General features: G+C 72.0%; 13 protein-coding genes. 8 read left to right on the top strand and 5 right to left on the bottom strand.

Annotated features, from left to right (window positions below; genetic code table 11):
* Both JWN97_RS11655 and JWN97_RS11650 read left to right on the top strand, forming a co-directional pair.
* Window positions 1-280, top strand: a 280-nt coding sequence (locus JWN97_RS11655) for a DUF4192 family protein (protein WP_297622661.1), incomplete at its 5' end; no start/stop codon positions are given.
* 92 nt (window positions 281-372) lie between these two features.
* A complete protein-coding gene (locus tag JWN97_RS11650; protein ID WP_297622659.1) occupies window positions 373-1,836 on the top strand; it encodes a glutamate-cysteine ligase family protein in 1,464 nt (487 codons plus the stop codon).
* A gap of 19 nt (window positions 1,837-1,855) precedes the next feature.
* Here JWN97_RS11650 and JWN97_RS11645 read toward each other — a convergent pair whose 3' ends face one another.
* Window positions 1,856-2,278 (bottom strand): hypothetical protein, encoded by a 423-nt coding sequence (locus tag JWN97_RS11645; RefSeq protein ID WP_297622657.1) that lies wholly within the window; start codon window positions 2,276-2,278, stop codon window positions 1,856-1,858.
* Between the two features lie 125 nt (window positions 2,279-2,403).
* Here JWN97_RS11645 and JWN97_RS11640 point away from each other — a divergent pair, with 125 nt between their 5' ends.
* The 4 genes from JWN97_RS11640 to JWN97_RS11625 all read left to right on the top strand — a co-directional run bounded on the left by JWN97_RS11640 (window position 2,404) and on the right by JWN97_RS11625 (window position 6,210).
* Window positions 2,404-2,805: a universal stress protein gene (locus JWN97_RS11640; protein ID WP_297622656.1), complete on the top strand. Its 402-nt coding sequence runs from the start codon at window positions 2,404-2,406 to the stop codon at window positions 2,803-2,805.
* Between the two features lie 72 nt (window positions 2,806-2,877).
* The gene (locus tag JWN97_RS11635) at window positions 2,878-3,444 is read left to right on the top strand and encodes an HhH-GPD-type base excision DNA repair protein (RefSeq protein ID WP_297622654.1); all 567 of its coding nucleotides are present in this window, start codon (window positions 2,878-2,880) and stop codon (window positions 3,442-3,444) included.
* A 94-nt stretch (window positions 3,445-3,538) separates the two neighbouring features.
* The gene (locus JWN97_RS11630) at window positions 3,539-5,068 is read left to right on the top strand and encodes an RNA polymerase sigma factor (protein ID WP_297622651.1); all 1,530 of its coding nucleotides are present in this window, start codon (window positions 3,539-3,541) and stop codon (window positions 5,066-5,068) included.
* Window positions 5,069-5,226: 158 nt separating this feature from the next.
* Window positions 5,227-6,210 carry a M28 family peptidase gene (locus JWN97_RS11625; protein ID WP_297622649.1) on the top strand — a complete coding sequence of 328 codons (984 nt, stop codon included), beginning with the start codon at window positions 5,227-5,229 and terminating at the stop codon, window positions 6,208-6,210.
* Window positions 6,211-6,217: 7 nt separating this feature from the next.
* Here the strand turns inward: JWN97_RS11625 and JWN97_RS11620 are convergent, their stop codons facing one another.
* A complete protein-coding gene (locus tag JWN97_RS11620; RefSeq protein WP_297622647.1) occupies window positions 6,218-7,231 on the bottom strand; it encodes a CapA family protein in 1,014 nt (337 codons plus the stop codon).
* 208 nt (window positions 7,232-7,439) lie between these two features.
* Between JWN97_RS11620 and JWN97_RS11615 the strand changes: the two genes are divergently transcribed.
* Entirely contained in the window at window positions 7,440-7,982 is a 543-nt protein-coding gene (locus JWN97_RS11615; RefSeq protein WP_297622645.1) for a hypothetical protein, read from the top strand.
* A gap of 4 nt (window positions 7,983-7,986) precedes the next feature.
* Here the strand turns inward: JWN97_RS11615 and JWN97_RS11610 are convergent, their stop codons facing one another.
* The 3 genes from JWN97_RS11610 to JWN97_RS11600 form a co-directional block, all read right to left on the bottom strand.
* The gene (locus JWN97_RS11610) at window positions 7,987-8,814 is read right to left on the bottom strand and encodes a DMT family transporter (protein ID WP_297622644.1); all 828 of its coding nucleotides are present in this window, start codon (window positions 8,812-8,814) and stop codon (window positions 7,987-7,989) included.
* Window positions 8,814-9,290, bottom strand: coding sequence for a DUF456 domain-containing protein (locus JWN97_RS11605; protein ID WP_297622643.1), 477 nt, complete (start codon window positions 9,288-9,290; stop codon window positions 8,814-8,816). Before JWN97_RS11605 ends, JWN97_RS11610 begins: the two co-directional genes overlap by 1 nt.
* A 90-nt stretch (window positions 9,291-9,380) precedes the next feature.
* Window positions 9,381-9,572, bottom strand: coding sequence for a hypothetical protein (locus JWN97_RS11600; RefSeq protein ID WP_297622663.1), 192 nt, complete (start codon window positions 9,570-9,572; stop codon window positions 9,381-9,383).
* Window positions 9,573-9,891: 319 nt separating this feature from the next.
* On the opposite strand from JWN97_RS11600, the gene JWN97_RS11595 reads away from it, so the two are divergent.
* Window positions 9,892-11,964, top strand: coding sequence for a DNA topoisomerase IV subunit B (locus JWN97_RS11595; RefSeq protein WP_297622642.1), 2,073 nt, complete (start codon window positions 9,892-9,894; stop codon window positions 11,962-11,964).
* Window positions 11,965-12,070 lie beyond the last annotated feature (106 nt).

The following is a 12,070-nucleotide window of genomic DNA, read 5'->3' as shown; positions in this document are numbered from 1 at the left end:
CGCCCGCAGCGACGCGCGCCGGGCCGTCGACCTCTGGTCCGACGCCGTACGCCGCCTGCCCGCGAGCCACGTCGCCGGGCCGGCCGCCGTCCTGGGCTTCGCCGCGTGGCTGGTCGGCGACGGGGCGCTGGCGTGGTGCGCCGTCGACCGCTGCCGCGAGGCGCAGCCCGTCCACTCCCTCGCCGACCTCGTCGCGCAGCTCCTGGAGTCGGCGACCTCGCCCGACTCATGGGAGGGGCTGCGCCCACCGGTCGTCGGAAGCGCCGACCCCGCCGCCTGAGCCCGGCGCCTGGGCCGGGCACTCAGGCACCGCACCAGACCAGCCCTTCGGGATGGTTCCCGCGGTCTGCCCGCGTGACTAGGGTCTCGGGCATGGGTGAAGAGGTCGACCAACAGGAGTTCAGCCGGGCCGACCGGACGCGGCACCGCGAGAAGGTCCGTCGCAACCTCGACGTCTTCGCCCGGATGCTGCGCGAGGCGCGCTTCGACACCGACGACCCGATGACCGGCCTGGAGATGGAGCTCAACCTCATCGACGACGCCGGCGACCCGGCGCTGAAGAACGCGGAGGTCCTCGAGGCCATCGCCGACCCCGACTTCCAGACCGAGCTGGGCCAGTTCAACATCGAGATCAACCTGGCGCCCGCCAAGCTGCGCGAGGGCGGCCTGTCGACCTTCGAGAACAGCCTGCGCCGCTCGCTCAACGACGCCGAGGAGAAGGCGGCCCAGGTCGGCGCCCACCAGGTGATGATCGGCATCCTGCCGACCCTCGCCGAGGGTCACATGACCCTCGAGTCGCTGAGCGCCAACCCGCGCTACAAGCTGCTGTCGGAGCAGATCCTCGCGGCCCGCGGTGAGGACATCACGATCAGCATCTCCGGTCGCGAGCGCCTCACGACCACGGCGGACTCCATCGTCCCCGAGGCGGCTTGCACGAGCACGCAGTTCCACGTCCAGACGTCGCCCGACCAGTTTGCCGACTACTGGAACGCCGCCCAGGCGATCGCGGGGATCCAGGTGGCCGTGTCGGCCAACTCGCCGTTCCTGCTGGGCAAGGAGCTGTGGCGCGAGACGCGGATCCCGCTCTTCGAGCAGGCGACCGACACCCGCAGCGAGGAGCTCAAGGCGCAGGGCGTCCGCCCGCGGGTCTGGTTCGGCGAGCGGTGGATCACCTCGGTCTTCGACCTCTTCGAGGAGAACGTCCGCTACTTCCCGGCGCTCCTCCCCGTCACCGACGAGGAGGACCCGCTCGAGGTCCTCGAGTCGGGTGGGACCCCCGCGCTGCACGAGCTGAGGCTCCACAACGGCACCATCTACCGCTGGAACCGGCCGGTCTACGACGTCGCCGACGGTGTGCCACACCTGCGCGTGGAGAACCGCCTGCTCGCCGCCGGTCCCACCGTGGCCGACACCATCGCCAACGCGGCGCTGTGGTTCGGCCTGATCCGCTTCCTCGCCGAGAGCGAGCGGCCGCTGTGGTCGCAGATGTCCTTCTCGGCCGCCGAGGAGAACTTCCACGTGGCCGCCCAGCTGGGCGTCGACGCCCAGGTCTACTGGCCGGGCGTCGGCCAGGTCCGCGCGACCGAGCTCGTGCTGCGCCGGCTGCTGCCGATGGCGAAGGCCGGCCTCGACTCCTGGGGCGTGCCCGCCGAGGAGAGCGACCGCTACCTCGGCATCATCGAGCAACGCTGCCAGCGGGAGACCAGCGGCGCCGCGTGGTTCGTCGAGCGGGTCCGCGAGCGCGGGGGCGAGGACCGCTTCGGCGCGCTGCGCCACACCCTCCTCGACTACCGCGAGCGCATGCACAGCAACGAGCCCGTCCACCTCTGGGACTGACCCCGGGGGACGCTCGCCCCTAGCGGGTGGGGCGCCGCCGCAACCGCCGCCACTCGCGGCGTACGTCGCTCACCGGGTCGAACCAGCCGCGTCGCGTCACCACGACCAGGCGGACGGGCGACCCGAGGCTGGCGCCGGCCCAGGCCGTCGGTCCGAGCCACCTGAGGTCGTCGTCGTGCGCGCTGAGCTCACCCGCCCGGGTGAGCCACACGAAGGGTCGCGGCGAGAGCACCGCGGCCCGACGGAGCATGGCCAGCGCGACGTCCGCCCGCAGACCGGCGTCGACCACGGGCGGGTCCTCGACGTGGCACACGCTGCGACCCGGTTCGCCCGCGTGGAGCACGCTCGGGAAACGGTGTCGCGCCTCGCCCTCGACGAGCTCCAGCGTCGCCGCGCGGAGGACCCGGTGCGTGTGTCGGTCGATGGGGGCCTGGAGCGTCACCCCGCCAGCCTGCCCCAGGCGGCCCGGGCCCGACGCGCATCTCCACAGGCTGCCCAACCCCGCCCGTTTCCGTTACGGTGCCCACAGACCTGCGGCGAGTCGCCGAGGCCACGAGAGGAGACACCATGGGCACCGTTGTCGTCGGATACGTCCCCAAGCCGGAGGGCGAGGCCGCCCTGGCTGCCGGCATCAACGAGGCGAAGCTGCGGGGCAGCACGCTGCTCGTGGTGAACTCCCACCGCGGGGGCCAGGAGTTCGACGGACCCGCGGCTCGCGCCGCCGAGGACGACCTGGCCGCCATCAAGGCGAGGCTGGTCGAGGCGGGCGTCGAGCACGACATCCGCCAGCTGGTGCGGGGCTTCGAGCCCGCGGAGGACCTGATCAGCATCGCGGAGGCCAACAACGCCGAGCTGCTGGTCATCGGCCTGCGCCGCCGCTCGCCCGTCGGCAAGCTCATCCTCGGCAGCAACGCCCAGCGCGTGCTCCTCGACGCCCCCTGCCCGGTCCTGGCGGTCAAGGCCCAGTAGTCCGGACCGGGTCGGACGCCGTCCGTCCCCGTCGTACGCGACCCGAGCGGCGTCGTGGGCGATGATGTCCCCATGGGCTTCCAGATCACCGGCGACGCGGCCGCCGACAAGGTTCTCGACGACTCCTCCTTCGCCCTCCTGGCCGGCATGATGCTCGACCAGCAGTACCCCATGGAGCATGCCTTCCGGGGGCCGGCCAAGGTGCTCGAGCGCTTCGGCACGTTCGCCCCGGACGCGATCGCGGCCGCGGACCCCGAGGAGTTCGCGGCGATGGCGTCGACGACGCCGGCGATCCACCGGTTCCCGGGCTCCATGGCCGCCCGGCTCCAGGAGCTGGCGCGCATCGTGGAGGAGACCTACGGCGGTGACGCCTCACGCCTGTGGACCGAGGCGGCCGACGGCAAGGACCTGCTCAAGCGGATCATGACGCTGCCGGGCTTCGGCAAGCAGAAGGCCCAGATCTTCGTGGCGCTCCTCGCCAAGCAGCTCGGCGTACGCCCCGAGGGCTGGGAGGCCGTCGTGGGCGACTACGCGCTCGAGGGCCACCGCTCGGTCGCGGACGTCGTGGACAGCGAAACGTTGCAGAAGGTGCGCGACTTCAAGAAGGCCAAGAAGGCGGCCGCGAAGGCCGCCGACTGACCGGTGTCGGCCCGTGGGGGATGTCGTGGCAGAATGACCATGCGGCTCTTGACGTCACCGGGCCTCGCCGCGCCCCGAAGTCGTTCGACGAGAGGTGTTCGTGTCCTCACACGCACGCAAGTTGCTCCCCGCGGAGGTGCTGACGCACCCCTCCATCGCTGCCTTGGTCGCCGGAGGCACCCCCACCGGCACCGTGTCCCCCGAGGACGTACGTCGCGCAAGTGACGAGGCCGGTGTGGAGCCGAAGCACCTGAAGGCACTCCTGGTGCACCTCAGCGGCCTCGGCATCTCCGTCCAGATCGACGCCGCCAGCCTGCGTGCCGTCGCCGCCACCAGCAAGCGTGCCGCTACCTCCTCCGCGGCCAAGAAGGCTCCGGCGAAGAAGGCTGCCGCCGGCGCCGACGAGGCTCCGGCCCCGGCCAAGAAGGCGGCCGCGAAGAAGACGGCGGCCGCGCCGGCCAAGAAGGCGGCCGCGAAGAAGGCGACCGCCCAGAAGGCGGCCGACACGTCCGCCGACGAGGTCGTCGACCTCGGTGCGGTCGCGGCGCCCGTCATCGGCGCCGACGGCAAGAAGATCCTGCCCGACATCCCGGACGTCGAGTTCGAGAAGGCCGTGGCCACGGACCCGACGATCAAGGAGGACGAGAAGCAGGCCTTCACCGTCTCCGCGGCCGACGAGACCGACGAGCCCGAGCAGCAGGTCATGGTGGCCGGCGCCACCGCCGACCCGGTCAAGGACTACCTCAAGCAGATCGGCAAGGTCCCGCTCCTCAACGCCGAGATGGAGGTCGAGCTGGCCAAGCGCATCGAGGCCGGTCTCTTCTCCGAGGAGAAGCTCGCCAAGGGCGGCCGGATCAGCGCGAAGATGCTCGAGGAGTACGAGTGGATCTCGGAGGACGGCCGTCGCGCCAAGAACCACCTCCTCGAGGCCAACCTGCGACTCGTCGTCTCGCTGGCCAAGCGCTACACCGGTCGCGGCATGCTCTTCCTCGACCTGATCCAGGAGGGCAACCTCGGCCTGATCCGCGCGGTCGAGAAGTTCGACTACACCAAGGGCTACAAGTTCTCCACCTACGCCACCTGGTGGATCCGCCAGGCGATCACCCGGGCCATGGCCGACCAGGCGCGCACCATCCGCATCCCGGTCCACATGGTCGAGGTCATCAACAAGCTCGCCCGAGTGCAGCGCCAGATGCTCCAGGACCTGGGCCGCGAGCCCACGCCGGAGGAGCTGGCCAAGGAGCTCGACATGACCCCGGAGAAGGTCATCGAGGTCCAGAAGTACGGCCGCGAGCCCATCTCGCTCCACACGCCCCTCGGCGAGGACGGCGACTCCGAGTTCGGTGACCTCATCGAGGACTCCGAGGCGATCGTGCCGGCCGACGCGGTCTCGTTCACGCTGCTCCAGGAGCAGCTGCACGCCGTGCTCGACACGCTCTCCGAGCGGGAGGCGGGCGTGGTGTCGATGCGCTTCGGCCTCACCGACGGCCAGCCCAAGACCCTCGACGAGATCGGCAAGGTCTACGGCGTGACCCGCGAGCGGATCCGCCAGATCGAGTCGAAGACGATGTCGAAGCTGCGCCACCCCAGCCGCTCGCAGGTCCTGCGCGACTACCTGGACTGAGACTGGGCTGAGACCGGACCGGGACCGGACTTAGCCCGGCTCACCCCGACACACCCGAGGGCCCGACCGCTGCAGCGGTCGGGCCCTCGGTCCGTGCCGGGGCGGGAGGTGGGCCGTCGCCGCCCGCACGACGTGGCGCTCACGGCTACGGTGCAGGGATGGTCGTGTCGCCTCGCCTCGCCGCCTCGGTGGCGGTCGCGCTCGTCCTGACCTCGTGCTCCTCCGAGACGGCGGACCCCAGCCCCGGGGCGTCGCCGACACCGGCCTCGGAACCTTCCACGCCCGGTGAGCCGCGCCCGACGATCGAGGTCGAGGTCCCGGAGGTCGGCCCGGTGACGCCGGACGCCTTCCGGGGGGCAACCGCGATGCGGGTCGTACGCCACCTGGCCGGGGCGATCGGCGCCCGCGAGGCCACCAGCGCGAGCCACGCGCGGGCCGCCGACTGGGTCGCCCGGCGCTTCGACCGGCTCGGCTATGACGTCGAACGCCAGCGCGTCGACGTACCTGCGGGGGAGTCGTGGGGGGTGGCCGTCCCGGCGGGACGCTCGGAGAACGTCGTGGCGACCGGCCCGGGGTTCGACCCGGCGGAGCCGCACCTCGTCGTCGGGGCACACCTGGACACGGTGCCGCAGGCACCGGGCGCGGAGGACAACGCCTCGGGGATCGGTGTGCTGCTGGCCGCCGCCGAGGCCGCCTCCGCCGGCCGGACCCGGCTGCCGGTGGTGTTCGTGGCCTTCGGTGCCGAGGAGCCCCGGGGCCCGACCGACCACGACCACCACTACGGCTCACGCCGCTACGTGGCGTCGATGTCGCCGCAGGAGCGCGGCGCGGTGCGCGGCATGGTCTCGATGGACCGGGTCGGGGTCGGGCAGACCGTGCCGATCGGATCGGCCGGCGACAGCGACCCGGTGCAGCGCAGCCTGCTGGCCGCCGCGCGACGGCTCGGCGTCCCGGCCGTGGCCGACCCGGGACAGCGCAGCAGCGACCACTGGTCGTTCGTCCGGGCCGGCCTGCCGGGAGCTCGGCTGGGGTCCACCCCCTACGCGGGCTACCACTCCGCGGGCGACCTGCCGGGCGTCGTGCAGAGGGACCAGCTCGCGCGGGTCGGACGCGTCGTCGTGGCCTGGCTCGCGCCGCGCTGAGCGGGTCTCAGCGGGTGAGCCCCGCGCACGAGCGCAGTGTCTGCCGGTCCGCGCGGAAGTCGGCCGCGCCCTGGCCGGCCACACGAGCGGCCAGGCCGTCCGTCCCGATGCGCATCGGCTCCCACGAGGCCCGTACGACGCGCGCGCGGCCGGTCCGCTCCACCGGTGGCCGAACGGTGAGGGTGAGGACGCCGGTGCGCGAGGTCGCGTCGGTGCCGGGGGAGTACCACGCGAAGTTGCCCAGGCCGTAGGCGACGTAACCGGGCCCCAGACGGCCGTCGCCCTGCAGCTGGTGGGCGTGCGTGCCGACGACCACGTCCGCACCGGCGTCGACCAGACGGGCGGCCAGGGACTTCTGGTCGGCGCTCGGGCACCGCTGTCCCTGGACGCCCCAGTGGAGGTAGGCCACGACCACGTCCGCCGCGCGGTCGGCTCGCCGTACCTCGGCGAGGAGCCGCGTCGGGTCCAGCGCGTCGGCGACACCGGACCGGTCCTCCGCGGCCGCCCACTGCCCGGTCGGGTCCGCGGTGGGGTCCTGGTCGGCGACGGACGCCGCGAGCGTGGCCACCGCCGTGCCACCGACGTCGGTGAGGGCCGGCCGGAAGGCCTGCGCCGCATCACGCCCGATCCCGATCACCGCCAGGCGCGGCCGGGCGGCGGCAGCCGACCTCACGGCGCGGAGCGTGCTCGGGAGACGACCCCGACCGAAGTCGAGGGCGTGGTTGTTGGCCATGGTGGCGACGTCGATCCCGGCCCCGGCGAGAGCAGCGAAGGCCTCCGGACCCGCGGAGAACGTGAACCGCTTGCCCGGCTCGGGGCGCCCACCCGTGCCCACGGAGGTCTCGAGGTTGAGGATCGCCACGTCGGCGGCGGCCAGGGCGGCGGTGGCGGGGGCGAGGGCGGTGGCGGGGTCGCGCAAGCGGTCCGCCAGGAACCCGGCGAAGTGCACGTCACCGGCGAGCGCGATCCGCACGCGCTGTGGACGCGGAGGCGCGGTGGGGGTCGAGGTCCCGGTCCCCACCGAGGGATCCGTCGACGGGGCCCGCCGCGTCGGCGCCGGATCCGCGGGCGTCGAACAGGCCGACAGCGCGATCCCCAGCGCAGCGGCGCACAGGATCCTCGCGCCCCGGACCCCCGCCACCGTCATGTCGGCCATCGTGCCACCGCCGGTCTGGTCACCCCCGGAAGTGGGTGGACGCGCTGGGGGGACGTGCTGCGACACTCGAGCCATGAGAACTCGGATCGCTCTGACCGCCGGCGCCGCCCTCGCCCTCGCCGGACTCGCCGCCGCTCCTGCGCACGCGGAGTTCTACAGCATCGACGACCCCGCCGACGCGAGGGCCTCCCTGACCGACATCTTCGGACTCCAGGCCAACCACGGCGGCAAGAACCTTCTCGTCAAGGTGCGCTTCAACGAGCTGATGCGCTCCAGCGCCGCCGGGATCTCGGTCTTCGTCGACACCGACCCCGACGCGAAGGGGCCCGAGTACGTCCTGAGCAGTGGTCTCGGCGACGGCACCGACTACGTCCTCACCGGGGCGAACGGCTGGCAGGGGAGCGACGACCGCGTCAGCTGCGACTACTCCGCCCGACCCAAGTGGGGCAAGGACGTCTTCCGCGCGCTGATCAGCCGCGACTGCCTCGACGACGCGACATCGGTCCGGGTGTCGGTGAAGATGGTCGACCAGGCCGACGGGTCGCACCCTGTCGTCGACTGGGTGCCCAAGCGGCACCGGTGGAGCCTGCCGATTGCCTCCGGCCTCGGCGCCTGACGGGTCAGGCCGAGGCCACCAGCCCCACGGCGATCCCGCAGAGCAGCAGCCCCACGCCCTGGGAGCCGTGGATCCGCTCACGCAGCACCAGCGCGGCCAGCGCGACGGTGATCGCGGGGTAGAGCGAGGTGACGACCGAGGCGATCGTCAGCAGTCCGCTCTGGGTCGCCAGCAGGAACGCGACCACGGCCACCGTGCCCAGCAGGCCCGCGGCGATGCCCCACGCCTGCGAGACGTCGTACGGCACCCAGCGACCGCCCAGCACGGACGCGGTGACGGCGACGCACACGACACCGACGGCCTGGGCCACCGCGAGCGGGGTGAATCCCGCCCCCTCGGGGACCTGGCCCATCGCGGCGAACAGCAGGCCGAAGCCGAGGCCGGCAAGCACGCCGTCGAGGATGCCGGCCGCCAGGTCGCCCGAGCCGCCCGGCTCGCGGCTCACGAGCCAGATGCCCGGCACCGCCGCTGCTATGCCCAGCCAGACGAGGACCTCGGGCCGCTCACCCGTCGCCACGCCCACGCACACGGGCAGCAGCGCGGCACCCACGGCCGAGATGGGCGCGACCACACCCATCCGGCCTGCGGCGAGCCCGCGGTAGAGGAAGGCGCCACCGGAGCCGGTGCCGATCCCGGCCAGGGCACCCCACAGGAGGTCGGCCCGCGTCGGAGACCCCCCTGTGAGAAGTGCCAGGACGAGGGCTCCCACGAAGGCGGCCACGGAGCCGACGAAGGCGACCGGCCATGCCGACGTGCGACGGGACGCGAGGCCGCCGACGAAGTCGGAGAGCCCGTAGGCGAGTGCGGCGACGAGGGAGAGCAGGACCGCCATCAGGTGACCACCACGCCGACCACCCACGTCACCGCGGCCAGGAAGGCCGCGACGAGCTCGATCAGGATCGAGACGCCGACCGCCTTGAGCGCATTCATCGTGGACGGCCACGCCTGGGCGGCGCCCACACGCGTGCGCTCGGCGAGGTAGACCCCCAGCACGAAGCCGATGAACAGGCCGACGACGGGGATGACGAAGAAGCCGATGAAGGCGAGCCCGGCGCCGACGAGGAGGGTGCGGCTGGGGACGCCGGAGGCCTTGAGCCGTCGGCCGGGCACGAGGTACTTCACGACCGAGCCGCCCGCGAGGAGGACTGCGCAGAGCGCGAACACCACCCAACCGGTGGACGTGCCGATCTCGAGGGCCCACACGAGGATCGCCCCGAGGACGAGGATCGTGCCGGGCAGCACGGGGACGATGATCCCCGCTATGCCGACGGCGATGACGACGGCGATCAGTAGCTCGGTCGCGCTCACGCCGTCAGCCTCCCAGAGGACGGCACCCGGACGCAGCGCGGCCCCGGACACGTCGTCCGGGGCCGCGCTGGAGCGGATGGGTGGTCGGGCTCAGGCCTCGCTGTCGGCGGCCGGCGCGGCCGGCGTCTCCAGCTTGTGCGTCTCGTCGTGGACGGCGGCGGCGACCTCACGGAGCTTCTCGCCGTGCTCGCGGGCGTGGTGGGCGCAGAAGAGCAGCTCACCACCGGTCTGGAGCTCCACGCGCAGGTAGGCCTGGGCGCCGCAGCGGTCGCAGCGGTCCATGGCCGTGAGGACGGCCTGGGTGGGTGCGGTGGCAGTGGTCACGTCAGCCTCATTTCTTGTTCTTCGGTGTCTGGCCCAACGTAGCCAGTGGGGCAAAGATTCCCCGCTGGCGACACTGGGTGGACCTGGGTCCAGTCAATCACTGAAATGTTTCGTCCAACTGCATTGCTCCCAACCCATGGGACGCGTGATGTGTTCGTCGCGTCCCCACTTCGCGGATTGCGTGATGCGAATGTGATCACGCTAGACCCGGGTGAGCAGTCCCACGGGCAGGCGTGCCTGCGTCGTCGTACGGCGTGTCGCGGGTAGGTTCTCCCTCGTGGCAGCACCGGCGGACAACACCTACAACGCAGCACACCTCCTGGTCCTCGAGGGCCTCGACGCGGTGCGCAAGCGCCCGGGCATGTACATCGGGTCGACCGACACGCGCGGCCTGATGCACTGCCTGTGGGAGATCATCGACAACGGCGTGGACGAGGCCCTGGCCGGCGTCGCGCACCGGGTCGAGGTGACGCTGCACGACGACGGCTCCGTCGAGGTGCACGACGACGGGCGCGGCATCCCGACCGACAAGGAGCCCAAGACCGGGCTCTCGGGCGTCGAGGTCGTGGCCACCAAGCTGCACGCCGGGGGCAAGTTCGGCGGCGGGTCGTACGTCGCCACCGGCGGCCTGCACGGCGTCGGCCTGTCGGTGGTCAACGCGCTGTCGGCGCGGATGGACATCGACGTCGACCGGTCCCCGAGCCAGCAGGGCCTCTCGTTCAAGCGTGGCGTGCCCGGCGTGTTCGACGGCGACGGCCCCGACGCGCCCTTCACGCCCGCCTCTGGCCTGACCCGCAAGGGCAAGCGCGTCGCGAAGGGGAAGACCGGCACCCGGATCCGCTTCTGGCCCGACAAGCAGGTCTTCACCAAGGACGCCCGGTTCGAGATGGAGGGCCTGCTCGGCCGCGCCCGCCAGACGTCGTACATCGTGCCCGGGCTGGAGCTGGTCATCCGCGACCAGCGCGGCGAGACGCCGACCGAGGAGAAGTTCCGCCACGACGGCGGCATCGCGGAGTTCGTGGAGTACCTCTCCCACGGCGAGCCGGTCACCGACATCCTGCGGCTGCAGGGCATGGACACCTTCACCGAGACGGTGCCGCTGCTCGACGACAAGGGCCACATGACGCCCCAGGAGGTCGAGCGCGAGCTGACCGTCGACGTCGCCGTGCGCTGGGACACCGCCTACGACACCGAGGTGCGGTCCTTCGTCAACGTGATCGCCACGCCCAAGGGCGGCACGCACGTCAGCGGCTTCGAGAGCGCGCTCACCAAGACCTTCAACGACGCCATGCGCGCGGCCAAGGTGCTCAAGGCCGCAGACACCGACGTGATCAAGGACGACGTGCTCGAGGGCCTGACCGCGGTCGTGACCGTGCGGCTCGCGGAGCCGCAGTTCGAGGGCCAGACCAAGGAGATCCTCGGCACCCCGGCGGCGCGCGGCGTCGTACGCAAGGTGGTGGCCGGCGAGCTCAAGGCGTTCCTCACCTCCAGCAAGCGGGCGGAGAAGGCCCAGGCCAAGCTGGTGATGGAGAAGGTCGCCGGCGCCTCCAAGACGCGGCTGGCGGCACGTCAGCACAAGGAGAACCAGCGCCGCAAGAACGCGCTCGAGTCGTCCGCGCTGCCGGCCAAGCTCTTCGACTGCCGCAGCAGCGACACCGAGCGCACCGAGCTCTTCATCGTCGAGGGCGACTCGGCGATGGGCACCGCCAAGGCGGCACGCAGCAGCGAGTTCCAGGCGTTGCTGCCGATCCGCGGCAAGATCCTCAACGTCCAGAAGGCCTCGGTCGGCGACATGCTCAAGAACGCCGAGTGCGCCTCGATCATCCAGGTCGTCGGCGCCGGCTCGGGGCGTACGTTCGAGCTCGAGGCCGCACGCTACGGCCGCATCATCCTGATGGCCGACGCCGACTCCGACGGCTCCCACATCCGGTGCCTGCTCGCGACGCTGTTCTTCAAGTACATGCCCGAGCTCGTGCGTGATGGGCGGCTCTACTCGGCCGTGCCCCCGCTGCACCGCATCGAGCTGTCCAACCCCAAGAAGGGGATGGACAAGTACATCTACACCTACTCCGACGCCGAGCTGCAGCGCCGCCTGGCCGACCTCAAGCGCAAGAACGTGCGCTGGAAGGAGCCGGTGCAGCGCTACAAGGGCCTCGGTGAGATGGACGCCGACCAGCTGGCCGAGACCACCATGGACCCGCGCCACCGCACGCTGCGCCGGATCACGATCGACGACGCCGACGTGGCCTCACAGGTCTTCGAGCTGCTCATGGGCTCCGAGGTGGCGCCCCGCAAGGAGTTCATCGTGCAGGGTGCCTACGAGGTCGATGTGGAGTCGCTCGACGCGTGAGCGCAAGGCTCCGTATGCTCCCCTGAGGGGAGGCGTGATGACTGGACGTGATCTGCCGGATGCGGACGCCGAGGTGGTGGCTGGCGACCCGGCACCCTCGGAGCGG

The organism is Nocardioides sp., from assembly GCF_025965415.1.
Taxonomy (GTDB): domain Bacteria; phylum Actinomycetota; class Actinomycetes; order Propionibacteriales; family Nocardioidaceae; genus Nocardioides.
Note: the sequence above shows the minus strand (reverse complement) of the source record. Positions and strands in the feature narration are given on the sequence as shown.